The organism is Streptomyces sp. NPDC056161 (assembly GCF_042268025.1).
Lineage (GTDB): Bacteria > Actinomycetota > Actinomycetes > Streptomycetales > Streptomycetaceae > Streptomyces.
Genome location: NZ_JBHJUV010000046.1, coordinates 33,951 through 58,804 on the forward strand (window position 1 = coordinate 33,951; position 24,854 = coordinate 58,804).

Genomic DNA, 24,854 nt, shown 5'->3' on the forward strand with positions numbered 1-24,854 from the left:
GCGCCGGGCCCGTCACCACTCCTCGGGTGTCAGCAGCAGCCGGTGCGGGCGGAGCGTGATGCCCACCCGGGTCGCGTCGTTCGACCCGCCGACCTGCCTGAACCGGTACTTCGCCGACAGCGCCGCGGTGATCAGGGTCAGCTGCGCCATCGAGAAGTGGTCGCTCGGGCACTTGCGGTTGCCCACGCTGAACGGGTTCATCGCGTACTTCGGCACGTCCTTGGCCCGCTCCGGCAGCCAGCGGTCGGGGTCGAAGCCGAGGTTGTCGGCGTACGAACGGGCATCGCGCTGGACCGCGTACGGGCTGTAGACGATGTCCGCCCCCGCCGGAATGCGATAGCCGCCGAGCACGGTGTCCGTCACCGCGCGCCGGGTCAATATCCATACGGCCGGACGCAAGCGCATCGCCTCGACGACGACATTGTTGGTGTGCCCGAGCGCCCGGACGTCGTCGAATCCGACCGGCCGGCCGCCGGTGACGGATTCCACCTCGGCGCGCACCTTCTCGGCGTGTTCCGGGTGTTCGGCGAGCACCTGGAGCAGCCACATGATCGTGGAGGCCACCGTTTCACTGCCGGGGGTGAGTATCGCGACGACCTGATCGTGGATCTCCTGTTCCCCGATGGGGTCGCCATTCTCGTCCCGGGCCGTCAGCAAAGCCGTCAGCAAATCGTCCGGCCTTTGCCCCGACGCGCGGCGTTCGGCGACGATCTCGTCGACCAGGAGGTGCAAGTCGGCCAGCGCCCGGTTGAATTCGCGGTTGGCCGGCAGGGGCAGCTTGTACAGCGGTCCGAGCGGCACCACCATCCGGCGGTACATTCCGCGGAAGACGGTGGCGAGCGCAACGCACAACCGCTCGGCCCGCTCGTCCATGTACTCGCCGCGCAGCAGACAGCGGGCGGCGATGCGCACCGCGATCCGGAAGGACTCCGAGGTGCAGTCGACGGTCTCGCCGGGCCGCCAGCGCTCGGCCAGCGCGTGCGCCTCCTCCTCCATGACCGGCCCGTAGGCGGGGATCGCGTCGAGCCGGAAGGCGGGCTGGATGGTGCGCCGCTGACGCCGGTGCCTGGGCCCGTTGGCGGTGGCCACCCCCTCCTTGCCGAGCAGCCCTTCCAGGGATTCCCACAGCGGGCCGTCGATCTTGTAGTCGGGGCTGAGGGCCAGCGCTCCGGTGAGTTCCGGGGAGGTGACGGCGTACACCGTCTTCGGGCCGAGCTTCAGCCGTACGACGTCGCCGTGGTCGCGCAGTCGGGACATGAAGGCCAGCGGATCGCGGACCAGCCGCCAGCCGTGGCCCAGGCCGGGCACACCGCCGCCGGCCAGCGGTGGCTCGCAGAGCTGTGGCGTCCCGGGGGGCACGGGCCGCACGGACTCGACGGTCATTTCTCACCTGCCGCTTCGTTGTTGACGTACGGGGGCGTGGAGCGGTCCGCCCAGCGGTCGACCATGTAACGGCCGGACTCGTGGTGGAACCAGTAGACCGAGCTGAACCAATTGCGCATGTTGCAGATGCAGGCCCGAACGGCGACGCTGAGTTCCTTTCCCCGCGTCGTTCCGTCGGCCAGGCCGTCGGCGAACCGCACGGCGGTGCGTTCCGCCTCGACGAATTCCGTTATGCATTCCTCGACACGTCGCCTGACTTCACCGACCGCGTCTTCCAGGGTCATCCCCTCATGGGTGACGAGGCTGATTCCCAGGTTGTGCACCTCGGCGCCCGCCAATTCCTTGGGCAGTGAGCAGAGGTCGTTGTACCAGGCGGCGAATTCCTGGCTCAGCAGGGCCGGGCGGCGATATGCCGGGTCTTTCCGCACGGCGTCGGGGAGTTCGAGTCCCACGCTCGGCTCCAGCAGGTCCGTCCATATCCGGTGCGCGAAGGTCAGGCGGCGCAGGGCCAGGTACTCCTCGACGCCCGGGACATATGCCTCGGTGCGGTTGTGGAATTCGCGGTCGTACGCCTCGATCACCGAGTGGAAGTGGCGGGCGAACCGCATGTTCCAGGTCGGCGGGAGGAAGGAGTACAACCGCAGCATGCTGTCCGCGAACCCCGCTACCAGGGGATCCTGGTGGTTCAGATGGTGCTGTGGTGAGTCGAGGGCCGAGTGCAAGCGTGATCTCAGCCGCCGCCAGTCGGCCGTCCGGCCGTGCACGATGTCACGGTCGTGTCGGTCGTCCCAGACGAAGAACCACGCACTGTAGTCGGCAATGGCCTGCAACACGTCGTCGGCGGCACTCGTGTAGTACCCCGCCATCAAGTCCGTGTAGCACAGACCATCGGCATATTCCGTAATCTTGTCCGCCGGCATGAGCCGCTTTTCGAGCAGCCAGCGGCGTGTCTTCTCCTGGAGCCTGGGCCAATACGGATGCAGTTGCCTGGGAAAGGATTCCTCGATCACCGGGAGAGCGAGCGACGGTGGCACTGCCACCGCCGTCGGCGTCGATGTGGTGCCGTGTGGTAATGCATGCACGAACTAACCCCTCTCGGCCGTCAGGTACGCACGCCCCTCCCGCTGTGCCGGGCGTGCGCCGTTGCGTATCCCGCGCACCCTATTCAGCACCACAACTGACCGATCTGGGAACGGATTCACTCCATTCACTACCCCCTGGCGCCGAGGTTCCCCTCTTGTACGCTCGGCTTTGAACCGCTACGCACGACGCCCGGCCAGGGGGTCCCTGGCCGGGCGTCACAGCCGGCTGGTCGAGGCCCTGCCGGGCCTCAGTCGTTGGCGACCACGGGGTAGCGCGGCTCGTTCTCGGCCATCTGCCGCAGCGCGTCCTTGCGCTCGCGCTTGGAGAGCCGGTCGATGTACAGGTAGCCGTACAGGTGGTCGGTCTCGTGCTGAAGACACCGGGCGAAGTAACCGGTGCCCCGCACCTTGATCGGGTTGCCCCGCTCGTCCTGCCCGGTCACCTCGGCGTAGTCGGGACGGGCCAGCGGCGCGTACGCGGCAGGCACGGACAGGCAGCCCTCGTTGCTGTCGTCGAGGTGGCGCCGGTCGGCGGGCAGGTCGACGAGGACCGGGTTGCAGACCACGCCGACGTGCCGTTCGCCCCCGTCGTCCCCGCAGTCGTAGACGAAGACCTTCAGGTCGACGCCGATCTGGTTGGCGGCCAGGCCCACGCCCTCGGCGGTGCGCTGGCTGGCGAACATGTCCGCGACCAACTGCTGGAGTTCGTCACCGAACTCGGTGACGTCCTGGCACTCCTTGTGCAGCACCGGATTGCCGACGACCGTGATCGGCCGCGAGGTGCCGCGCTCCCGCCAGGCGGCCTCGCGCTCCTCGGTGCCGTCGGTGTCGATGACGAAGCCCTCGTCGTCCACGGGGAGCACGCCCGCGTGCTGCTGATCGGTGTCCTGCTGCGCCATGACCGACGTATGCCTTCCTCAAAGAACAGGGAACTGTGGGAACGGGGAAATGTGGGAACGGGGAAATGTGGGAACGGGGAAATGTTGCTGATACAGGGTACGTGCAAGCGCCCCCGGCACAGACTCGGACGCAGAGACAGCCGAAACCGGAGCCGGAGACACAGCCACAGCCACAGCCACAGCCGGACGACGCGCACCACGACCCCTCCGGCAAAGCGGCTAGCAGACCTCTTCCAGGTCCCGCCAGTCCCGGGAGTCCGGGCTGTCCGCCACCCACCCGTCCAGCAGCCCCCGGACCAGCGAGGCCGGCGCGGCCACCCCGCATTCCCGCTCCGGTACCCACAGCTGGCCGTCCGTCCGGTGCCCGAGCGGCCCCGGATGCCCCGGCTCGCTGTGATCGTGCGGGTCGAGGTGCTCCCCGTCCCCCTCGTCGGACGGCATCCGCGACTCGGAGCACATCCGGCACAGCAGCCGCACGGACGACGACCAGTCCTCGGCGGCGAAGCCGGCGTCGGCGGCCAACTGCTCCAGCGCGTCCCGGTCGGCCTCGGTGGCGGCCTCCAGCAGGACCACCCAGGTGGGCACCGGCGACGGCGCCCACAGTTCGATCTCGTCGAAGACCGGATAGGCGTGCCCGGCGGCCGTGGTGCGCTCGCCGTGCGGCACCCCGTCGTGCAGGACGACCTCGCCCCAGCGGCGCCCCGACGAGGGAAGCGGGATGGACAGCACCTCGATCCGGGCCGGGTCGAGCCGCTTGCCCCACACCACCTCGGCCTCCCCCTCCGGGGACAGCCGGACGACCGCGCTGCCCAACTCCATGCCGAGCGGTTCGCCCGAGGCGCCGGCGCCTCCCGGCCGGGAACCCCCGGGCACCCGCAGCCCGTACGCCTGCCAGGCGCGATGGGCCAGCGGCCAGTCCTGTAGGGCGGTGGCGGCGATGCCCACGTTCCACCAGTCGGGCGCTCCGGTCTCCCGGTCGAGCAGGGCCACGGCGCGCAGTCCGGCCGCGCGGGCCTGCTCCCAGTCGTGCCGGAACTTGTGCAGCAGAGCGAGGTTGAACCAGGACTCGGACAGCCAGGGTTCCAGGTCGGCGGCGCGCGTCAACAGCTCGCCCGCATCCTCGTACCGGCCGTCACCGATGAGTGTGAACGCCCGGTCGGTGGCCTGCCGCCAGGAGGCGGAGGGCCGGTGCCGTCCCTTGCCGAAGATCCTCACGATTCCCGCCTGCCAGTTCCAGATCCGCACTGTGGGCTGGCTTGTGCCCCCGGACACCCTCTCCCTCGCATCCAACCACGTACGGCGGGAGGGCCGCTCATTACCCATGGGTTACCCAGCCCCGGGCCGGGTCAGACAGCCCCGTGCGACGTCCGCCCCCGCCCGGCCCGAACCGCTCGCGTCCCGCCGCCCGGTCGCCCAGCACCCGCGCGAGCGATTCCACCACATCAGGCGCGTACTCCCCGGCGGTGCCCAGCCGCAGTTCCTCCAGCGCCGCGAGGGGAGCGCCGGGACCGGCGTCCCGCGCCTTCTCCTCGTACGCGTTCACGGCCCGTATGATCCGCGCGGCCACCGGCTGCTCCCGGTACGGGTCGGCCTGCCGCTCCACGACCACGGCGACCGCGGCGTCCACCCCGGTCTGCCGTACGACGGCGCCGCCGAGCAGCGCTATCCGCCGCTGCTGTTCGGCGGGCAGCCCGGCGGTGGCCCCGGCCGGCACCGGGTCGACCAGGCTCAGCTGACCGATGTCGTGCATGAGCGCCGCGTACTCCAGCACGGTCAGCTCGGGCGAGGTCAGCCCGAGGTCCCGGCCGACGGCCCGGCTGAGCGCGGCGACCCGGTGGGCGTGTCCGGCCGGGGTGTACCCGGCGGTCTCGGTGGCACGGGCGAGGGAGGCGATGGTCTGCCGGTAGGTGGCCCGCACGGCGGCGTACCGGCGCAGCGAGAGCTGGGTGAGCAGGAGCGGCAGGCAGAACACGGGCAGCGCCCACAGTCCGACGGCGGCCACCGCGAGCGCCATCACCGCGCCCGTCGCGCACACCGCGGACCCGATCCCGGGCAGCGCGCGCAGTTCGTCCCGCAGCAGCGGTCCGAACGGCCACCGGGTGCGGGAGTGGGCCAGCGCGGCGGCCAGCACGGCGTCGCACAGCGCGGTGAGCACGAGGAGGACGAGCAGCAGCACGGCGTGGGTGACGCCGCCCCAGGCCCCGAACACGCCGCCGCCGTGCAGGGGTTGGCAGCAGACGGCGGCGAAGCCGGTGGTGAGGACGCGGCGGGCCAGCAGATCGGGGGTGGCGGTCCGGCCGCACCAGATGTGCGGGACGCTGCCGAGCAGCGAGGCGGCGACGACGACGGTGACGACCTGCGCGGCACGGACGGGGGTCCCCGCGCTCTGGGCCAGGCCGAGCGCCTGGGACATGGCCGGATGTCCGGCTCCCTCGCCGAGCAGCGCGTACGACAGCGCGCCGGCCGCGCCGAGCGAGGCGGTCTCCCGGGTGTCGACGCCGGTGACGGCGTCGGCCCCGGTGATGCCCGCCGCCCGAGCGGGTCCCGGCCCCCGGGGGACGGTCAGCTCACCGACGGCTATGAGCACGCCGAACGCGAGGGCGGTCCCGCGCTGGTCGACGCCGGAGACGAGGGTGACGGCGAGGGAGAGCGCGGCGAGCAGCGCGGCGGCGGCGTGCACCAGCCGGAGCGGGGTCACCGGTGTGCTCCGCGGGGGTCCGCGACGGGGTCGGCCGGCGCCACGGGGTACCGCGGCTCGTCGGCGGTGACCGCGGGATGCCAGCCGTGCCGCCCCAGGGCCCGCGCCAGCGCGGCCACCATCCGGGGGTCGAACTGGGCGCCGGCGCAGCGCTCCAGTTCCCGCAGTGCCGCCGGGACGGGCCGCGCCCGGCTGTAGGTGCGGGTGGAGGTCATCGCGTCGAAGGCGTCGGCGACGGCCACCACCCGCGCGCACTCGGGGATCTGACCGCCCGCGAGGCCGTACGGGTAGCCGGTGCCGTCGAGCCGTTCGTGGTGGTGCAGGATCGCCGCACGGGCCTCCCCGAGGAAGGAGATCCCGCGGACCATCTCGTGGCCGTACTCGGGATGCAGTTCGATCACGCGCCGCTCCTCGGGGGTGAGCGGCCCGTCCTTGCGCAGCAGTCGCGTCGGTACGCCCAGTTTGCCCACGTCGTGCAGGATCCCGGCGAACCGCAGCATCTCGACACGGTCGTCGTCCAGGCCCAGTTCCCGGGCGATCAGCACGGACGCCTGCCCGACCCGCTCGCTGTGGCCGCGCGTGTAGCCGTCCTTGATGTCGACGGCCTGCACGAGCGCGCGGATGGTCGCCTGGTGGGCCGCCCGCTCGCGGTGGTACTGCGCGAAGACCCACCAGGACACACCCATCGGCAGCAGCACGAGCAGCGCCGCGACGGGCCCGTGCGGGCCGCGCCACAGCACGGCCATCATCAGCCCGGCCAGCCCGTGCACGGCGATCGGCGCGAGCGAGCGGGGCAGCAGCGCGTGCCAGGCGCGGCGCGCGAGAGCTGTCCCGCGCTGTCCCCACGGGGCGGGCGGCACCCCGACGCCCAGGGCGCGCAGGCCGCCGTCGAGCGCGCCGAGGACGAGGCAGAAGACCGGTACGGCGGCGGCGACGGGCACGAGCGCGTACGGGAAGTCGGAGTGCACGACCGCGTCCCCGCCGCCGAGCCACCAGTGCACCCGGGCCGTCGCCCACACGGCGAGCGAGGACTGGGCGGCACGCCAGATCCGGCGCAGCACGCGGGGCCGTTCGGCGGGCGAGAGCAGCGCGCCGGGCACCGGTACGAACGCGGCGGCGGGCGCGGGCAGCAGGAAGGCCCCGGCGAGCAGGACGGGGTGGAAGGTGCCGCCGAAGCGGCGCCGGACGATCCGCTCGCAGACCGCGTACAACACCGCGAGCAGCGTGATCACCCACCAGGGCGAGCGGACGTGGGGCAGGCGCAGCATCCCGATCACGGCGAGGGCGGCGACGCAGGCGACATACACGCGTGCGCGCGCCGGAACCGTCTCCATGACGCCCTCCCCGCCCGACCAGCCCGTCCTGGCTCCGGAGCCTATGGCGCGGCTCGGGGGGCCCGTGGGCCCGTACTGGACGGATTAGCACGTTCGGGTGATGACCCCGAAGTCAGGAAGGGAGCGGCCGGAAGCGCGGACCGGGGCTCGGGCGTGCGGGCGGGCCCGGTGGGCGCGGCCCGGACCGAGCCGGGTCAGGACTCCTGCGGGGTCGCCGTGACCTCGTGCTCCGGCACGGCCTGGCCGGAGCGGATCAGATCGATCCGCCCCATCACCTTGGCGCGCAGGTCGATCGGCACGTCGTCATGGCCGCAGCACCGCTTGACCAGCTTCTTCACCGCCTGCTCCAGGCCGTACTTCTCCAGGCACGGCGAGCACTCCTCGAAGTGCTGCTGGAACTTGTCGAGGTCGGCCGGCGGCATCTCGCTGTCGAGGATCTCGTAGAGATGGTCGAGTACCTCACTGCAGTCCGTGTCGTGCGGCTCTCCGCAGCTCATGAGCCCGAGCCTTTCGCTTCGTTCGACTCTGCGGCACCCGCCGGGACCAGTCCGCGATCGCGGGCGTAGTCCTCCAGCATGCCGCGCAGTTGCCGGCGGCCCCGGTGCAGCCGGGACATCACCGTACCGATGGGTGTCCCCATGATGTCCGCGATCTCCTTGTAGGCAAAGCCCTCTACGTCCGCGAGGTAGACGGCGATGCGGAATTCCTCGGGGATCGCCTGCAACGCTTCCTTGACGTCGGAGTCGGGCAGGTGGTCCAGCGCCTGCGACTCGGCGGAGCGCAGACCGGTCGACATGTGCGACTCGGCGCGGGCCAGCTGCCAGTCCTCGATCTCCTCGGCCGCGCTGCGCTGCGGCTCGCGCTGCTTCTTGCGGTACGAGTTGATGAAGGTGTTCGTGAGGATCCGGTACAGCCACGCCTTGAGGTTGGTGCCCTCACGGAACTGGTGGAAGGACGCGTACGCCTTGGCGTACGTCTCCTGCACCAGGTCCTCGGCATCGGCCGGGTTGCGCGTCATGCGCAGCGCGGCCGAGTACATCTGGTCGAGGAACTCCAGCGCGTCCCGCTCGAAGCGCGCGTTGCGCTGCGCGCTGGACTCAGCGCCGATGCCCTGGCCCTCGGGCAGCTCCGCCTGGCCGTTGCCGGTCCCTGCGTCGGTCCCAGTGACCGCACCCACCTCCTCAAGATCCCGGGCGGGACCGAGAGCGGTCCCACTCGAATCGGAGGATAGAACACCACCCGGGCCCACCGCCCCTCGAATGGGTGCGGTCTTGGCCGCATGCAGCACCGTCCAGTCCAGGTCAGGGCGGCTGCTGTGGCTCGGGCAGATGGTCGAACCCATGCGGCGGACTTCCTCTCTCCCACGACGTCGGTGCCGGAGAACCTCAGCACTCTGACCGCCACAACAGCGCGCCCACGCCCGGCATTCCCGGGCGTCACCCGAGTGACGCGGCCCACTCCGCGACCGCCTCGGTGACGATCTCCAGGGCCCGTTCCTGGCCGATGTCGGCGCGCTTGGGCACGGCGAGGCCGTGGTCGGCGTACGGCACCTCGACGAGCCGGTACGCCCCCTCGGGGAACTCGGCCGGCCTGCCGAACGGATCGTTGCCGCCCTGGACGACCAGCGTGGGCACCCCCGCCCCCAGCAGCTCCGCGGCCCGGGACTTCTCGGGCCGGCCCGGCGGGTGCAGCGGGAAGCTCAGGGCGAGGACCGCGTGCGCGCCCAGTTCGCCGGCCGTGCGGCAGGCGACCCGGGCCCCGGCGCTGCGCCCGCCGGAGATCACCGGCAGCCCCGGTGCGGTGAGCGCGGGCCAGATCCCGCGCCAGCCGGTGTCGAGGGTCTTCGGCGCCGGGGCGACCTTCCGGCCCGCCACCCGCCAGGGCTGCTCGACGAGGGCCACGCAGACGCCCCGGTCGGGCAGCGCCGCCGCGAGCGCCCGCAGGTCCCGTGCCTCGATGCCGCCGCCGGCCCCGTGGCTCACGGCCAGCACCAGCCGGGCCCGCCGGGTCCGGTGCCAGGTGACGCGGGCGTCCCCCGCGTCCGTGGCGATGGTCAGGGTGGTCGCTGTGATCTCTGTCGTCACATCAGAAGAGTGTGCCCTCTTCCGGGCCCGTCAGCTCCTTCAGCAGCTCCGGACCGTTGTTGCGGACGTTGCTGACGGCCGTCGGGACCGGGTAGGCGCGCATCAGGCCGTGCGGCGGCGGTGCGAGGAGCGGGCGCAGGTCCCCGACGTCCGTGCGGGACGGGTCGAGCCAGGCGTCCCAGCGGTCGGGGGTGAGCATCAGCGGCATCCGGGGGTGGATCTCGGCGAGGCTGTGCGGGCCGTCGGCCGGGGCCACGGCCAGCGGGGTGGTCTCCGCCTCCGTGGTGATCACCGAGCAGGTCGCCCACCAGGCCCGCGGGTGGTCGTCGGGCAGGGTCCCATCCCGCCAGAACTCGTACAGGCCGGCCATCGCGAAGACCGATCCGTCGGCGGGCAGCACGAAGTACGGCTGTTTGCGCGGACGCTTCTTCTTCCCCTCGACCTCCAGGTCGCGCTCCTGCTTGCCGGTCACCCACTCGTAGTAGCCGTCGGCGGGCAGGATGCAGCGCCGGGCGGCGAAGGCACGGCGGTACGACGGCTTCTCATGCACGGTCTCCGCGCGCGCGTTGATCATCCGGGCCGCGCCCTCGGGCGACTTGGACCAGGACGGCACCAGCCCCCACCTGAGCCGGCGCAACTGGCGTACCGGGCGCGGATCGTCGGTGTCCTTCAACGGGCGGTCGAGCACGGCGTAGACCTCTTTGGTGGGGGCCACGTTGTAGTCGGCCGCGAGGGTCTCCTCGGGGTCGAACCTCTCGACTTCGAAGACTCCGGCGAGATCCTCGGGCGCACGACTCGCCGAGTACCGTCCACACATCTGTATTCGCCCCTCCGGCCTGCGCAAACCCTGTTCCTGTGTCCGAGCCGTCCGGACACCTCCCAGGGTGGCAGACCGGTGGGGGTCGCGAGGGGGCGGGAGGACGCGAGGAGGAGCGGTGCCGGCCCGGGGTGGGGCGGGTTCGCCGGGGTGCTCACAGCGGTGCTCACAGGCGTCTCCTGGTCGGCGCACAGGGGCCACGGGTAGCACAAGAGCCGCGGACCGCTCCGCGGCGCTACGACGGTGACCTGCGCGTTCGCCGTCAGGAACGATCGCTGCCGCAACGGCGTCTCACCAGGTGTCCGCACGTACGTGCCACACTGCCAGGCCGAGCCGCCCGCCCGGCCACCGGACCCGGCCGGCGGGACCCGACCGGCCGGACGACCGGCGCGACCCGCACGACCGGTACGACCCGTACGACCTGCACGACCCGCACAAGCCGCAAGACCCGCCGGACCCGTCCGACGGCCGGACCCGTCCCGACCAGCCAGACCCGTCCCGACCAGCCAGACCCGTTCGACCGGCTCGACCAGCCAGAGGGAGCGACCGCCACACATGGACAGCACCGCATCGACCGCGCTGCCCGACCTCTGGGACCGGCTCTGGGGCAGCCAGCCCGACCCGGCCCTGTGGGTGGTGCTGGCCACCCTGGCCGCGGCGCTCGCCGTGGTCGTGCCGCACTCGGCCTGGCGCGTCTCGCGCAACGCCGTCACCATCGCGCACGAGGGCGGTCACGGCCTGGTGGCGCTGGTCACCGGCCGGCAGCTCACCGGCATACGCCTGCACTCGGACACCAGCGGCCTCACCGTCAGCCGCGGCAAGCCGCACGGCATCGGCATGATCCTCACCGCGGCGGCCGGGTACACCGCGCCCCCGCTGCTCGGCCTGGGCGGGGCGGCGCTGCTGGCCGCCGGGCACATCACGCTGCTGCTCTGGCTGGCCACCGCGCTGCTCGCCGCCATGCTGGTGATGATCCGCAACGCGTACGGGGTGCTGACGGTGGTCCTCAGCGGCGGCACCTTCCTGCTGGTGTCCTGGCTGGCCGGACCGCAGGTGCAGGCGGCGTTCGGGTACGCGGTGGTGTGGTTCCTGCTGCTGGGCGGGGTGCGCCCGGCCTTCGAGCTCCAGGCCAAGCGGGTGCGGGGCGCGGCGGGTGACTCGGACGCCGACCAGTTGTCCCGCCTGACCCACGTCCCGGCGGGCCTGTGGCTGTTCCTGTTCCACGCGGTGTCGCTGTGCTCGCTGATCGGCGGGGGCCGCTGGCTGCTCGGGGTGTGACCCGCCCCGGCCGCCGAGCCCACCCCGCCCGCGGGACCCGTTCCGAACCCCACCCCGGTTGCCGGACCCGTTCCGAACCCCGCCGCAGCGGCCCGGACCGCACCGCCGTCCGGCTCCGCCGCCGGCGGGATTCCCCCGGTCGGACGGAGCCGCGAGCGGGCCGACGACCTGCCCCACGGCGCCGCACCCGGACACCACCGGCCCACTAAAGTGGGGCCATGGCCCCGAACGAAGCACCCACCGCCCTCTGGCCCGCCCCGCACGCGAGCGGAGCCGTCGACGCGACGGTCCACGTGCCCGGGTCCAAGTCCGTCACCAACCGTGCCCTCGTGCTCGCCGCGCTCGCCTCCGAACCGGGCTGGCTGCGCCGCCCGCTGCGCTCCCGCGACACGCTGCTGATGGCGGGCGCCCTGCGGGCCATGGGCGTCGGCATCGAAGAAGGGGTCGGCCCGGACGGCTCCGGCGAGGCCTGGCGGGTGCTGCCCGCGGGCCTCAGCGGCCCGGCCACCGTCGACGTCGGCAACGCGGGCACCGTGATGCGCTTCCTGCCGCCGGTCGCCGCGCTCGCCGACGGCCCCATCCGCTTCGACGGCGATCCGCGGTCCTACGAGCGCCCGCTGAACGGTGTGATCGACGCCCTGCGCGACCTCGGCGCCCGGATCGACGACGACGGCCGCGGCGCGCTGCCGCTGACCGTGCACGGCGGCGGCGCCCTGGAGGGCGGCCCGGTGTCGGTCGACGCCTCGTCGTCGTCCCAGTTCGTCTCGGCGCTGCTGCTCTCCGGGCCCCGGTTCAACCAGGGGGTGGAGGTCCGCCACACCGGTGCCTCGCTGCCCTCCCTGCCGCACATCCGGATGACCGTCGACATGCTGCGCGGGGTCGGCGCCCAGGTGGACACCCCGGAGTCGGGCGGCGAGCCGAACGTCTGGCGGGTCACTCCCGGCGCCCTGCTGGGCCGCGACCTGACCGTCGAGCCCGACCTGTCGAACGCCCAGCCCTTCCTGGCCGCGGCCCTGGTCACCGGCGGCAAGGTGCTGGTTCCCGACTGGCCGGCCCGGACGACCCAGCCGGGCGACCGGCTGCGCGAGATCTTCACCGAGATGGGCGGCTCCTGCACGCTGACCGAGTACGGCCTGGAGTTCGCCGGCTCCGGCGCGATCCACGGCATCGACGTGGACCTGGGCGACGTGGGCGAGCTGACCCCGGGCATCGCGGCGGTCGCCGCGCTCGCGGACTCCCCCTCGACCCTGCGCGGCGTGTCCCACCTGCGGCTGCACGAGACGGACCGGCTGGCCGCGCTCACCAAGGAGATCAACGAGCTGGGCGGTGACGTGACGGAGACCGCCGACGGCCTGCACATCCGTCCGCGTCCGCTGCACGGCGGGGTCTTCCACACCTACGAGGACCACCGCATGGCGACGGCCGGCGCGGTCATCGGCCTCGCGGTGCCGGGCGTGCGGATCGAGAACGTCGCGACGACGGCCAAGACCCTGCCCGACTTCCCCGAACTGTGGGCCGGGATGCTCGGGAACTGACGGGCGGGCCTGGATCATGCGCCGCTACGGCAAGCACACCGACGAGGACGACATCCGTACCCGCCCGAACCGCAAGGGCAACCGGCCGCGCAGCAGCATCCGGCCCAAGCACGAGGACGCCGCCGAGGGCATGGTCCTCACCGTCGACCGGGGGCGGCTGACCTGTCTCGTCCAGGGCCGTACGGTCCTCGCGATGAAGGCCCGCGAGCTGGGCCGCAAGGCGGCCGTCGTGGGTGACCGGGTGGCGCTGGTCGGTGACCTGTCCGGCAAGAAGGACACCCTCGCGCGGATCGTCCGCATCGAGGAACGCACGTCGGTGCTGCGCCGGACCGCGGACGACGACGACCCGTACGAGCGCGTGGTCGTCGCCAACGCCGACCAGCTCGCCGTAGTCACCGCCCTCGCCGACCCCGAACCCCGCCCCCGGCTGATCGACCGCTGTCTGGTCGCGGCCTACGACGGCGGTCTCGACCCGTTGCTGGTGCTGACCAAGTCGGACCTGGCCTCGCCCGACAAACTCCTGGAGCTGTACGGCGACCTGGACATCCCGTACGTCGTCACCAGCCGTCAGGAGCTGGCGGAGGGCGTCGCGGTGGAGCGGGTGCGGGAGCAGCTGACCGGCAAGGTCACCGCGTTCGTGGGCCATTCCGGGGTCGGCAAGACGACGCTGGTCAACGCGTTGGTCCCGGAGGAGTTGCGGCGTACGACCGGACACGTCAACGCGGTGACCGGCCGGGGCCGGCACACCACCACGTCGGCGCTCGCCCTGCCGCTGGGCAACGGTGACGGCTGGGTCGTCGACACCCCGGGCGTGCGCTCCTTCGGCCTCGCCCACATCGACCCGTCCCGTGTGATCCACGCCTTCCCCGACCTGGAGCCCGGTACCGCGGGCTGCCCGCGGGCCTGTAGCCACGACGAACCGGACTGTGCGCTGGACGAATGGGTGGCCGAGGGGCACGCGGACCCGGCTCGCCTGTACTCTTTGCGCCGGTTGCTCGCCACGCGGGAACGCAGGGACGGCGACTGACCTCGGCGGTGTTTGCGGGGGTGCAGCTGTGGCAAGTGCATAATCGCACCGAGCCGGACATACGGGAGAGGACAGCACATGGCCTGGCTGCTGGTCGTCGTGGCCGGAATTCTCGAAACCGGCTTCGCGGTCTGCCTGAAGCTGTCGCACGGTTTCACCCGGCTGTGGCCGACCATCGCGTTCGCCTGCTTCGCCCTCGGCAGCTTCGGTCTGCTCACCCTCTCCCTGAAGAAACTGGACGTCGGCCCGGCCTACGCGGTGTGGACCGGCATCGGCGCCGCGGGCACCGCGATCTACGGCATGATCTTCCTCGGTGACCTGGTGTCGACGCTGAAGATCGTCTCGATCAGCCTGGTCATCATCGGCGTGATAGGGCTCCAGCTGTCGGGCTCCGCCCACTGAGCAGTCGGACGGGCCGCCGGTCACACGGGCTGGCGGTGCAGTGCGTCCCGCACCAGGTCGGCGATCCGGCCCTCCGCGGGCGGCGCGGCCACACAGGACAGCGCGAGCCGTACCACCAGTTCGCAGGACCTGAGCAGTTCGGCGCTGCCCGGCCGGACGGCACCGGGCCCGGTCAGGGACGCCAGCGCCCGGTCCCGCACGATCCGCACGAAGTCGCCGGGCGACGGCAGCGGGCCGTCCGCGCGGCGCTGCGCCGGTGCGGCCGAGGAGGACGGCACCGCGGACAGTGTCGGCGTGGGCAGCCGCTCGCTCCAGCAGCCGGTCAGCATGGCGCGCACGATCGGGTTGTCGCGGGCGACGGCCGCGGTCCACTCGACGGTGGCGGTGAGCCGGTCGCGCGGTTCGAGTCCGTCGGACAGGGCCCGCTCGACCCCCGCGAGATAGCCGTCGGCCTCCCGGCGCACGAGTGCCCTGGCGAGCCCTTCCTTGCTGCCGAACTCGTTGTACAGGGTCTGCCGGGACACTCCGGCCGCCGCGGCGACGTCCACCATGCGCACGGCGGACCAGGGTCGCTGCGCGAGCGCGCGGTACGCGGCGTCCAGCAGGGATTCCCGGGCAGCAGGCATCGTCGCCTCCTGGGGTGAACGGCTTAGCGGACAGGTTTGACGGGTGCCCCCGCACTGTCAAGGGTTCGCGTAGGGGAGGCCCGCTCCGGGAACGAATGTCCGCCACCCCGCCGGCCGCGCGCCGGTGCCGGGGCGGCGGCCCCGGTGGCCGGGCCGCGACCGGGCCGGATACGGTTCAGCACATGCCCGACTACCTCGACGACCTCCGCCTCGCCCACGTCCTCGCGGACGCGGCCGACGCCGCGACGACGTCCCGCTTCAAGGCCCTCGACCTCAAGGTGGAGACCAAGCCGGACATGACCCCGGTCAGCGAGGCGGACAAGGCCGCCGAGGAGCTGATCCGGGGCCAGCTCCAGCGCGCCCGCCCCCGGGACGCGATCCTCGGCGAGGAGTACGGCATGGAGGGCACCGGCCCCCGCCGCTGGGTGATCGACCCGATCGACGGCACGAAGAACTACGTACGCGGAGTCCCGGTCTGGGCCACCCTGATCGCGCTGATGGAGGCGGGCGAGGGGGGCTACCATCCCGTCGTCGGCCTGGTCTCCGCCCCGGCGCTGGGCCGCCGCTGGTGGGCGGCGAAGGGCCACGGCGCCTTCACCGGCCGCAGCCTGACCTCCGCGCACCGCATCCACGCCTCGCAGGTCTCCTCGCTGGCGGACGCCTCCTTCGCGTACTCCTCGCTGTCCGGCTGGGAGGCACAGGGTCGGCTGGGCGGCTTCCTCGACCTCACCCGCGAGGTGTGGCGCACGCGCGCGTACGGCGACTTCTGGCCGTACATGATGGTCGCCGAGGGATCGGTGGACATCTGCGCCGAACCCGAGCTGTCCCTCTGGGACATGGCCGCGACGGCGATCGTCGTGACGGAGGCCGGCGGCACCTTCACGGGCCTCGACGGCCGTCCGGGCCCGCACAGCGGCAACGCCGCCGCGTCCAACGGACTGCTCCACGACGAGTTGCTGGGGTATCTCAACCAGCGCTACTGAGAAACACGAGGTGCGCGTACACGCCCCCGGGCTGTTGCACGCGCCCTCTTGTTGACTCGCGCTTTGCCTGCCAGTCTGAGAGTCCCCCCATTTGTGAATTTGTGAATCCGGGAACTAGCTCTCCGTCGACCCAATGACCTGTCGACCTGTCGACTGCGTGGCTGCGGTCGATCCGCCGATCCGCCGATCCGCCGACGCATCGAACCCTTCGATCCGTCGGATCGATCCGTCGGACTCGTCGGACCGGACTCGTCGGTCCGGTCTCATCGATCAGTGGACTCGTCGGACCGTCGGACCCGCCGGGCAACGGGCCCGTCAGATCCGTCAGACCCGTCAGGCCCGCCGGTCAGGACCCGTCGAACCGCCGGCCCGGATTCCACCGGAGGTTTCTCCCTAGGAGGTGGCTCCATCCCATGCTCGTTCGTGACGCCATGAGCACGGTGGTCCTCACCATCGGTCCCGCACACACCCTCCGCCAAGCCGCCGCCCTGATGTCCGCGCGCCGGGTGGGCGCCGCCATCGTCCTCGACCCGGACGCCGGCGGCATCGGCATCCTCACCGAGCGTGACATCCTCAATTCCGTGGGCCTCGGCCAGAACCCGGACACGGAACGCACGCACGCCCACACCACCAACGACGTCGTGTTCGCCACCCCGACCTGGACCCTGGACCAGGCGGCGCACGCGATGGCGCACGGCGGCTTCCGCCATCTGATCGTCCTGGACCACGGCGAGCCCACGGGCATCGTCTCGGTCCGCGACATCATCCGCTGCTGGGCCCCGGTACGGCAGCGGGTGCCGGTCTGAGACATGCCGACGGGCCGGAGCCCCCGCTTCCGAGGGGTCCGGCCCGCGCCACGGCAAGCGGTCCAGTGCTGGTGATCAGCCGCGCAGGGCCTGGACCGCGGCCTCCAGCCGCTTGCCGAAGTCGTCGTCCGCCCGGCGGAAGTTGCCGATCGCGCGCTCGGCGATCTCGTCCCGGGACACCTGGGCGATGGCGCCCGCGAGATTGCCGATCAGGCGTTCCTGCTCGGCCCCGGACATCAGGCGGTAGAGGTTGCCCGCCTGCACGAAGTCGTCGTCCTCGGCGTGCGCGGGTGCCTCGTGGGTGCCCGTACCGCCGGACACCGCCGTGGACTGCCACAGCGGACGGTCGGTCTGGGCCGGACCGCCGAAGCTGTTCGGCTCGTAGTTCTTCGCGCCCTTGTGGCGGCCGTCGTACAGGTGGCCGTCCCGGGAGTAGGTGCGCGCCTCGGCGGCGTGCGGGCGGTTCACCGGGAGGTGGTCGGCGTTGATGCCGACGCGGTAGCGGTGGGCGTCGCCGTAGGCGAAGAGGCGGCCCTGGAGCATCTTGTCCGGGGACGGGCCGATGCCGGGCACGAAGTGCGCCGGGCTGAAGATCGACTGCTCGACCTCGGCGAAGACGTTGTCCGGGTTGCGGTTCAGCTCCAGCCTGCCGATCTCGACCGGCGGGTAGTCCTCGTGCGGCCACACCTTGGTGAGGTCGAACGGGTTGAAGCGGTACGTCGCCGCGTCGGCCGCCGGCATGATCTGCACCTGCACGGTCCAGCTCGGGAACTCCCCGCGCTCGATCGCCTCTCGCAGATCCCGCTGGTGGCTGTCCGGGTCCTTGCCCGCCAGCACCGCCGCGTCCTCGGCGCTGAGGTTCTCGATGCCCTGGTCGGTCTTGAAGTGGTACTTGACCCAGAAGACCTCACCGGCCCCGTTCGTCCACTGGTAGGTGTGCGAGCTGTAGCCGTTCATGTGACGGTACGAGGCCGGGATGCCACGGTCGCCGAACAGCCAGGTCACCTGGTGCGTGGCCTCCGGGCTCAGGCCCCAGAAGTCCCACACGTTGTCGGGCTCCTGCGAACCGGTGTACGGGTCGCGCTTCTGCGTGTGGATGAAGTCCGGGAACTTCAGGGCGTCCTTGATGAAGAAGACCGGGGTGTTGTTGCCGACGAGGTCGTAGTTGCCGTCCTCGGTGTAGAACTTCAGCGCGAAGCCGCGCGGGTCACGGACGGCGTCCGCCGCGCCCAGGTTGCCGGCCACGGTCGAGAAGCGCAGGAAGGTCTCCGTCTGCTTGCCGACCTCGGAGAGGAAACCGGCGCGCGTGTAGCGGGTGACGTCGGCGGTGACCGTAAAGGTGCCGTACGCGCCGGCGCCCCGGGCGTGCACCACGCGCTCCGGAATGCGCTCCCGGTTGAAGTGGGCCAGCTTCTCCAACAGCAGCTGGTCCTGGACGAGCACCGGGCCGCCGACGCCCGCGGTCTCGCTGTTCTGGTTGTCGGCGACCGGAGCACCGGCCTCCGTCGTGAGCGGTCCCTGCGTCACGTGTGCCTCCTGCGTCACTTGCCACTGATCTTGGTCCTTGGCCAAAGCCCAATCCGATCCTACAATGGACATTGTCTAAGTCAAACGTCAATCCAAAGTCACACCTGGTCGCGACCTGGTCGCTCTAACTGGTAAGCTGGTTGTCATGAGCGACCTTCTGGAACGGCTGCGCGGACGCGGATGGCGGATGACCGCGCAGCGCCGCGTCGTGGCCGAGGTCCTGGACGGTGAGCACGTCCACCTGACGGCCGACGAGGTCCACGCCCGAGCCGTCACCCGACTGCCCGAGATCTCCCGCGCGACCGTCTACAACACCCTGGGCGAGCTGGTCTCCATCGGCGAGGTCCTTGAGGTCGCCACCGACAAGCGGGCCAAGCGGTACGACCCGAACGCGCACCGGCCGCACCACCACCTGGTGTGCGCCCGCTGCGGCTCGATCCGCGACGTCCACCCGAACGGGAACCCGCTCGCCGACCTCCCCGACTCGGAGCGCTTCGGCTTCACGGTCTCGGACGTCGAGGTGACCTACCGCGGGCTGTGCCCGGACTGCGTGAGCACCTGACACCTGCCCGACAACGCCTGTACGAGCCCCGGCATCGACGGATGCCGGGGCTTTGTGCCGCGTACGGGCTTCCTGAATCTGACGACCCGTCATATCGTCAACGGCGCCCACCAGTCCGTACCGCACTCCGCGAGGAGACGCCCGTGGGAGAGCCGTATCCGAAACTCCGAGCCACCGATCTGACCCGTACCTTCGGCCGAACCCCCCACCCGGTCGACGCCCTCGGCCCCCTCGACCTCACGGTCGCCGCCGGCGAGTTCGTCTGCGTCGTCGGCCCCTCCGGCTGCGGCAAGTCCACGCTGCTGCGCGTCGCCGCGGGCCTGCTGCGCCCCAGCACGGGCACACTGGAGATCCGCACGAGAAGCCCCCACCCGGTCGCCATGATCTTCCAGGACTACGGCATCTACGACTGGAAGACGGTGCGGGCGAACGTGCGCTTCGGCCTGGACGTCCAGCGCGTCCCGCGCCGCGAGGCGAACGCCCGCGCCGCCGACTGGCTGGCCCGGCTGGGCCTCGCCGACTTCGCCCACGCCTACCCGGCGACGCTCTCGGGCGGCATGCGCCAGCGCGTGGCGATCGCCCGCGCCCTGGCCGTCGAACCCGAACTCCTGCTCATGGACGAGCCGTTCGCCGCCCTCGACGCCCAACTGCGCACGATCCTCCAGGACGAACTGCTGGAGATCACCCAGGCGCTGCACACGACCACCCTGTTCATCACCCACAGCCTGGAGGAGGCGATCGTCCTCGGCGACCGCGTCCTGGTGATGTCCGCGCGCCCCGGCCGGATCATCGCCGAGCACCGGCCGCCGTTCCCGCGCCCGCGCACCGGCGACATCCGCTCGGCCCCCGCGTTCACGGCGCTCAAGGGCGAGCTGTGGGACCTGCTGCGCAAGGAGGCGGTGCCGGCATGACGACCGTGCTGCCCGACCGGGAGGCGGTCCTGGTCCGCCGCCCCGGCGCCCGCGAACTGCAACCGGTCCGCGCCCACCGCAGGCGCCGCACCCTTGAGCTGTCCCTGGCCGTGGCCGTGCCGCTGCTCCTCGTCCTGCTGTGGCAACTGGCCGCGAGCAGTGCCTGGATCGACGACCGGGTCTATCCGGCGCCGTCCACGATCCTCGCCGACGGCTGGCACCGGGCGGCGGCCGGCAACCTGTGGCCGGACGTCTGGGCGACCCTGCGCCGCGTCCTCGCGGGCTACGCCGTCGGCACCGCGACCGGTTATGTCCTCGGCCTCCTCATGGGGTCGCTCCCCCTGGTCCGGGCCGCCCTCGAACCGCTCCTGGACGCCCTGTACGTCGTACCGAAGCTGGCCCTGCTCCCCGTCTTCCTCAACATGTTCGGCCTGGGCGAGGGACCCCAGGTGGCCCTGGTCGCGGCCACCGTCTTCTTCTTCGTCTGGATCTCCACCATGTCGGCGGTGATCGCCGTCCCGGCCGGCCACCGGGACGCCGGGCGGGCCTTCGGCGCCTCGCCCTGGCAGATGTTCCGGCACGTCCTGCTGCCCGCCTCGCTCCCGGCGGTCCTGGTCGGCGCGCGGATCGCGGCCGGCGTGGCTGTCCTGGTGATCGTCGCCTCGGAGCAGATCGCCGCGTCGGACGGCCTGGGCCATCTGATCTTCGACTCGCGCGCGCTGTTCCAGAACGACGTGATGTTCGTGGGGATCGTCTGTGTGGCCGTGCTCGGGGTGCTCTTCTCCGAACTGGTACGGATCGCGGGCCGGCTGCTCACCCCGTGGGCGCCGCGGGACCGGGGACGGGGGCAGTCATGAGGAACCGTCGCGCTTCCCGGCGAGGGACGGCGCTCGCCGTGGTCGCGGCCCTGCTGGCGGCGGCCGGCTGCTCGGCGGCGCGCTCCGGGGACGCCCGGCCGCGGTCCGGCACGGAGCACCGCACGATCCGTCCGGTGGCCGGCTGCAGCACGGCCTCCTGGACGGACCCGGCGGACCTCGCCGCCGATCGCGCGCCGGCCCGCTGCGCGCCGCGGGCCCCGGCCGCCCGGCCACTGGCCCAGCGGCGGAAGCTCACCATCGTCACCGGGACGCTGAGCGCGGAGTACGTCGCACCGCTCCAGGTCGCCGTCGACAAGGGCGAGTTCAAGGCGGAGGGGCTGGACGTCACGCTCCGGGTGCTGCCCACGCCGGACGCGCTGCCGCTGCTGGCCAAGGGGGACGTCGACGCCCTCTGGGCGGCTCCGGAGGCGGCCGTGATGAACGGCGTCCGGGGCGGCTTCGACATCAAGTGGGTCGCGGGCAACTTCTCGCCCGACCCGGCGTCGAAGAGCGGGCTGTGGGTAAAGCTGGCGGACGGGGAGAGCACGGCGCGGGTCCGGATGGCCGACCGCACCATGGGCACCATGATCGGCAAGGGTTCGGTGATCGCGTACCCCATGCAGCGCGCCCTGGCCCGGCACGGCGGCGGGCTCGACGAGATCCGCTACCAGCAACTGGGCTCGGCGGACGTGCTGACCGCCCTGCAGAACGGGGGCGTGGACTCGGCGTGGCTCCTCGACCCGGTCTGGCGCCGGGTGGACGGCGAGAGGGGCTACGCGTTCCTGGGCGGCCAGCCCCTCGGGGAGCCGCTGGGCGGCATGCTGTACGGTCCCGCGCTGCTCCAGGACGACGTGGACGCCGGTGTGGCCCTGCTGAGGGCCTACATCCGCACGGTGGACACCTATTTCACCGGCGACTACAAGAAGGACCCGGACTTCGTCGCCTATCTGGCGAAGCTCCTGAAGACGGATCCGACGGTCCTGGAGTCGACGCCGTCCCTGCGCATGGACTGGGAGATCAGGTCCAACACGGTCGCCCGGCTCCAGTCCGCCTACCGGGCGCAGGGCGTCGCGGAAGGTACGGACCTGCCGGAGTCGGAGACGGTGGACCGCGCGTTGTACGAGGAGGCGGTGGGGCACGTCCCTTGATCCGACCGGACACACGCCAAGGGGCCGGAACCCAGTGATTGGGTTCCGGCCCCTCAGTTTCAGTAGCGGGGACAGGATTTGAACCTGCGACCTCTGGGTTATGAGCCCAGCGAGCTACCGAGCTGCTCCACCCCGCGTCGGTGAACACAACATTACGTGAGGGATCAGCCGGGAGGCAAATCGATTCCCGCGCCCCGCCCAGGGGGCGCCCACAGGCTTCGTTCGCAGGGCGTGGGGAGCTGATCCCACGTGCTCCTCGCCCACAGGGCGCCCAAAGCCGACTCCCGCGCCCGCGGCGAGTCACCTCACCGCGAACCGACTCCCGCGCCGGGCCTCCCACGGGTCCCTGGTGCCCCCGCGGCGGGCACCTCTCCGGACGGTCCCGGCCGAACATTCCCGGCGCTTCCTGACGCGGCGTGGTCCGGCGCCGCTCGGCGCAACGAGATGCGGCCCCCCATCGCCCTGGCGGCACGGTCCGGCGCCGCTCGGTGCCACGTGATCCGCCCCCCATCGCCCCGGCGGCACGGTCCGGCGCCGCCGGGCGCAACGCGGTCCGGCCGCATCCGGCCGCGGGCGACGCGGTCCGGCCGCGTCCGGCCCGGCGTGGTCGGGTCCCACCTGGCCCGGCGCAGTCCGACCCGACACAGCCCGACCCTACGCAGCCCGACCCCACTGGCGCGGCATGGCGCGGCATGGCGCGGCGCCCGCCTATGCGGACAATTCCTCCCGCAGCACGTCCCTGAGGCGGGCGGCCCGTTTCGCGACCTCCGCCGGGCCCAGCGTCACCGCCCGGTCGGCCCACCGCTGCCCCTCCACCAGGTCTCCCCGGCGGGCGCAGACGAGCGCCAGCCGCAGCGCCGCCCGTCCGTGCCCGGCGTCGGCGGCCCGGGTCCACCACACCGCGGCCTCCGGCTCGCTCCCCTCGCGGGCCAGCAGCAGCCCCAGGTTGAACGCCCCGTTGCGGGACCCCGCCTCGGCCGCCTCCCGGTACCAGCGCGCCGCCTCCACGACGTCGCCGCGCGCGGCGGCCAGCATGCCGACCCGTACCTGCGCGCGCCGGTGCCCCTGGGTGGCCGCCCGCTCGTACCACTCCTCGCACTCGGTCTTCTCGTGCACCGACTCGCCCAGTTCGTGCGCGGGCGCCGGTGGCCGCCGCGCGTCCAGCAGGGCGGCCAGCCGGTACGCCGCCTCCGCGTTCCCGGCGCCCGCCGCGGACCGCAGATACCGCTCCGCGTCCTGCTCGTCCCCCTCCCGCAGCCGGACGATCCCGACCTGCAACGCCGCCTCCGTGTGCCCGGCCGCCGCCGCCCGCTCGTAGCACCGCAGCGCCACCCGCTCCTCGCCCCGGCCGGCGTACAGGATCCCCAGGTTGAACGCGGCGTCCACGCTGCCCGACTCCGCCGCCTTGGAGAACCACGGCTCCGCGCCGCTCGTGTCGCCGCCCTGCAGCAGCAGGACCGCCAGCGCGTTCGCCGCCTCCCGGTGTCCGGCGTACGCGGCCCGCCGGTACCACTGCTCGGCCTGGCCGATGCGCCCCTGCGCGGCGCAGAGCAGCCCGAGGTTGTACGCGCCGTTGTCGTCCCCTGCCTCCAGCGCCGCCCGGTACCACCGCTCGGCGGTCTGCGGCTGTCCGCGCTCGGCGTACAGCGCGCCCAGCGCGTTCGCCGCGTTGCCGTCGCCGTCCTGCGCGGCGCGCAGCCACCACACCACCGCGCTCTCGGTGTCCCCGGCGTCCCGCAGCAGGAACCCGAGCGCGCAGGCGGCCCGCGCCTCGCCGTCCTTCGCGGAGGTCAGGTACCAGCGCCCGGCCTCCTTGAGTTCGCCCCGCTTCTCCAGGATCGCCCCGAGTTGCAGCGCGGCACGGCGGTGTCCGCGCGCGGCGGCCTGCCGGTACCACTGCTCGGCCTCGCCCTCGGCCGGCGTCCCGGCACCGCGGCCCCTCCTCGGGTCCTCCTCGCCGCCCGCCGCACGGTCCAGCGTGCGCGCGAGCCGGTACGCCGCCTCGCGGTGCCCCCGCTCGGCAGCGGCCCGCATCCACTGTTCGGCCCCGCTCACGCCGCGGTGTTCCAGCAGATCGGCGAGCGCGTACGCACCCAGCACATGGCCCTGTTCGGCGGACTGGCGCAGCCAGTACTCGGCGGCGGGCTCGTCGCCGCGCTCGCGGTGGTGGCGGCCGAGCGCGTGCGCGGCGGCGGATGAACCGGCGACGGCGGCGATCCGCCACCACCCGGCGGCCTCGTCGGGATAGCCGCGCTGGTACAGGAGGACGCCGAGGTTGTTGGCGGCGGCGCGGTCACCGGCGGCGGTGGCGGCACGCAGTTGGGGTTCGGCTCCGTCGAGGTCGCCGCGGCGCAGCAGCATGGCCCCGAGGACGCTCATCGCCTCGACGTCGCCGGCCTCGGCGGCCAGCCGCCGACGCGCCTCCTCGGCGACCTCGCCCGCCTCACCCGCTTCACTGGCCTCACCGGTCTCGCCGGTCCCGTCACGGCCGGCGGACGGTACGAGGCCGGAAGACGACCCGGAACCGACGGACCGTCCGGCACCGAACGGCTCCACGACACCGGCCGGCTCCGCCATGCCGGCCGACTCCAAGAGGCCGGCGGACTGCCCGTGGCCGACGGAATGCCCGTGGCCGACGGAATGCACGAAGTCGGCAGACTGCCCAAAGTCGGCAGGCTGCGCAAAACGCCCTGTCTCCAACAGACTTGCCTTGTCCCCCATAACGTCCATCGTCGCACCACCTACACCCTGGGTACACCCCGGTATACCGCAGCCTGTGAGGTCACTTCAGCGTTTTGTCGACATGCCCACAGAACGACAAGTCAAACACACATCTGCCAACCCCTCACGGCGGCACGGCGAGCGACGCGTCGGCACATGCGTTCGCCGCGCACG

Annotated in this window: 23 protein-coding genes and 1 tRNA gene; 10 read left to right on the forward strand and 14 right to left on the reverse strand. The window is 72.4% G+C overall.

Annotated features, from left to right (window positions below; all coding sequences use genetic code 11):
• Positions 1-12: 12 nt before the first annotated feature.
• The 10 genes from ACFC09_RS33585 to ACFC09_RS33630 form a co-directional block, all read right to left on the reverse strand.
• Positions 13-1,383 carry a cytochrome P450 gene (locus tag ACFC09_RS33585; protein ID WP_376534532.1) on the reverse strand — a complete coding sequence of 457 codons (1,371 nt, stop codon included), beginning with the start codon at positions 1,381-1,383 and terminating at the stop codon, positions 13-15.
• Positions 1,380-2,465, reverse strand: coding sequence for an epi-isozizaene synthase (cyc1, locus tag ACFC09_RS33590; RefSeq protein ID WP_376534534.1), 1,086 nt, complete (start codon positions 2,463-2,465; stop codon positions 1,380-1,382). Before cyc1 ends, ACFC09_RS33585 begins: the two co-directional genes overlap by 4 nt.
• Positions 2,466-2,713: 248 nt before the next feature.
• A complete protein-coding gene (gene def / locus ACFC09_RS33595; protein ID WP_376534536.1) occupies positions 2,714-3,364 on the reverse strand; it encodes a peptide deformylase in 651 nt (216 codons plus the stop codon).
• 219 nt (positions 3,365-3,583) lie between these two features.
• Positions 3,584-4,579 (reverse strand): tetratricopeptide repeat protein, encoded by a 996-nt coding sequence (locus ACFC09_RS33600; protein WP_376534613.1) that lies wholly within the window; start codon positions 4,577-4,579, stop codon positions 3,584-3,586.
• A 100-nt stretch (positions 4,580-4,679) separates the two neighbouring features.
• Positions 4,680-6,062 carry an HD-GYP domain-containing protein gene (locus ACFC09_RS33605; protein WP_376534539.1) on the reverse strand — a complete coding sequence of 461 codons (1,383 nt, stop codon included), beginning with the start codon at positions 6,060-6,062 and terminating at the stop codon, positions 4,680-4,682.
• Entirely contained in the window at positions 6,059-7,396 is a 1,338-nt protein-coding gene (locus ACFC09_RS33610) for an HD-GYP domain-containing protein (RefSeq protein ID WP_376534541.1), read from the reverse strand. Before ACFC09_RS33610 ends, ACFC09_RS33605 begins: the two co-directional genes overlap by 4 nt.
• A 194-nt stretch (positions 7,397-7,590) precedes the next feature.
• Positions 7,591-7,893 (reverse strand): mycothiol system anti-sigma-R factor, encoded by a 303-nt coding sequence (rsrA, locus tag ACFC09_RS33615; RefSeq protein ID WP_376534543.1) that lies wholly within the window; start codon positions 7,891-7,893, stop codon positions 7,591-7,593.
• Positions 7,890-8,573 (reverse strand): RNA polymerase sigma factor SigR, encoded by a 684-nt coding sequence (gene sigR, locus ACFC09_RS33620; RefSeq protein WP_376534546.1) that lies wholly within the window; start codon positions 8,571-8,573, stop codon positions 7,890-7,892. Before sigR ends, rsrA begins: the two co-directional genes overlap by 4 nt.
• Before the next feature lie 259 nt (positions 8,574-8,832).
• Positions 8,833-9,480 (reverse strand): alpha/beta family hydrolase, encoded by a 648-nt coding sequence (locus ACFC09_RS33625; RefSeq protein ID WP_376534548.1) that lies wholly within the window; start codon positions 9,478-9,480, stop codon positions 8,833-8,835.
• Position 9,481: 1 nt separating this feature from the next.
• Positions 9,482-10,297 carry an SOS response-associated peptidase gene (locus tag ACFC09_RS33630; protein ID WP_376534550.1) on the reverse strand — a complete coding sequence of 272 codons (816 nt, stop codon included), beginning with the start codon at positions 10,295-10,297 and terminating at the stop codon, positions 9,482-9,484.
• A gap of 555 nt (positions 10,298-10,852) precedes the next feature.
• Here ACFC09_RS33630 and ACFC09_RS33635 point away from each other — a divergent pair.
• From ACFC09_RS33635 to ACFC09_RS33650, 4 genes are all read left to right on the forward strand, one after another.
• Positions 10,853-11,575, forward strand: coding sequence for a M50 family metallopeptidase (locus ACFC09_RS33635; protein ID WP_376534552.1), 723 nt, complete (start codon positions 10,853-10,855; stop codon positions 11,573-11,575).
• 218 nt (positions 11,576-11,793) lie between these two features.
• Positions 11,794-13,110 (forward strand): 3-phosphoshikimate 1-carboxyvinyltransferase, encoded by a 1,317-nt coding sequence (gene aroA, locus ACFC09_RS33640; RefSeq protein ID WP_376534554.1) that lies wholly within the window; start codon positions 11,794-11,796, stop codon positions 13,108-13,110.
• 16 nt (positions 13,111-13,126) lie between these two features.
• Complete coding sequence (gene rsgA / locus ACFC09_RS33645) at positions 13,127-14,137, forward strand: ribosome small subunit-dependent GTPase A (RefSeq protein ID WP_376534556.1); 1,011 nt, start codon at positions 13,127-13,129, stop codon at positions 14,135-14,137.
• Positions 14,138-14,215: 78 nt separating this feature from the next.
• On the forward strand, positions 14,216-14,539 hold the full coding sequence (locus tag ACFC09_RS33650; RefSeq protein WP_376534558.1) for a DMT family transporter: 324 nt from the start codon (positions 14,216-14,218) through the stop codon (positions 14,537-14,539).
• A gap of 20 nt (positions 14,540-14,559) precedes the next feature.
• Here the strand turns inward: ACFC09_RS33650 and ACFC09_RS33655 are convergent, their stop codons facing one another.
• Positions 14,560-15,165: a TetR/AcrR family transcriptional regulator gene (locus ACFC09_RS33655; RefSeq protein ID WP_376534560.1), complete on the reverse strand. Its 606-nt coding sequence runs from the start codon at positions 15,163-15,165 to the stop codon at positions 14,560-14,562.
• A gap of 182 nt (positions 15,166-15,347) precedes the next feature.
• Here ACFC09_RS33655 and hisN point away from each other — a divergent pair, with 182 nt between their 5' ends.
• Both hisN and ACFC09_RS33665 read left to right on the forward strand, forming a co-directional pair.
• Positions 15,348-16,148 (forward strand): histidinol-phosphatase, encoded by an 801-nt coding sequence (gene hisN, locus ACFC09_RS33660; protein ID WP_376534562.1) that lies wholly within the window; start codon positions 15,348-15,350, stop codon positions 16,146-16,148.
• A gap of 413 nt (positions 16,149-16,561) precedes the next feature.
• The gene (locus tag ACFC09_RS33665) at positions 16,562-16,954 is read left to right on the forward strand and encodes a cyclic nucleotide-binding/CBS domain-containing protein (protein WP_376534564.1); all 393 of its coding nucleotides are present in this window, start codon (positions 16,562-16,564) and stop codon (positions 16,952-16,954) included.
• A 75-nt stretch (positions 16,955-17,029) separates the two neighbouring features.
• Here the strand turns inward: ACFC09_RS33665 and ACFC09_RS33670 are convergent, their stop codons facing one another.
• Entirely contained in the window at positions 17,030-18,481 is a 1,452-nt protein-coding gene (locus ACFC09_RS33670; protein ID WP_376534566.1) for a catalase, read from the reverse strand.
• Between the two features lie 145 nt (positions 18,482-18,626).
• On the opposite strand from ACFC09_RS33670, the gene ACFC09_RS33675 reads away from it, so the two are divergent.
• The 4 genes from ACFC09_RS33675 (at position 18,627) to ACFC09_RS33690 (ending at position 21,959) form a co-directional block, all read left to right on the forward strand.
• The gene (locus ACFC09_RS33675; RefSeq protein WP_376534568.1) at positions 18,627-19,043 is read left to right on the forward strand and encodes a Fur family transcriptional regulator; all 417 of its coding nucleotides are present in this window, start codon (positions 18,627-18,629) and stop codon (positions 19,041-19,043) included.
• Between the two features lie 143 nt (positions 19,044-19,186).
• Positions 19,187-19,954 (forward strand): ABC transporter ATP-binding protein, encoded by a 768-nt coding sequence (locus tag ACFC09_RS33680; RefSeq protein ID WP_376534570.1) that lies wholly within the window; start codon positions 19,187-19,189, stop codon positions 19,952-19,954.
• Positions 19,951-20,811, forward strand: coding sequence for an ABC transporter permease (locus ACFC09_RS33685; protein WP_376534572.1), 861 nt, complete (start codon positions 19,951-19,953; stop codon positions 20,809-20,811). The genes ACFC09_RS33680 and ACFC09_RS33685 overlap by 4 nt, the downstream gene beginning before the upstream one ends.
• Positions 20,808-21,959 carry an ABC transporter substrate-binding protein gene (locus tag ACFC09_RS33690; RefSeq protein ID WP_376534574.1) on the forward strand — a complete coding sequence of 384 codons (1,152 nt, stop codon included), beginning with the start codon at positions 20,808-20,810 and terminating at the stop codon, positions 21,957-21,959. The genes ACFC09_RS33685 and ACFC09_RS33690 overlap by 4 nt, the downstream gene beginning before the upstream one ends.
• A 63-nt stretch (positions 21,960-22,022) precedes the next feature.
• Here ACFC09_RS33690 and ACFC09_RS33695 read toward each other — a convergent pair.
• Together ACFC09_RS33695 and ACFC09_RS33700 are read right to left on the reverse strand one after the other, a co-directional pair.
• Positions 22,023-22,096, reverse strand: a tRNA-Met gene (locus ACFC09_RS33695).
• 571 nt (positions 22,097-22,667) lie between these two features.
• Positions 22,668-24,689, reverse strand: coding sequence for a tetratricopeptide repeat protein (locus tag ACFC09_RS33700; RefSeq protein ID WP_376534576.1), 2,022 nt, complete (start codon positions 24,687-24,689; stop codon positions 22,668-22,670).
• Between the last annotated feature and the right edge of the window lie 165 nt (positions 24,690-24,854).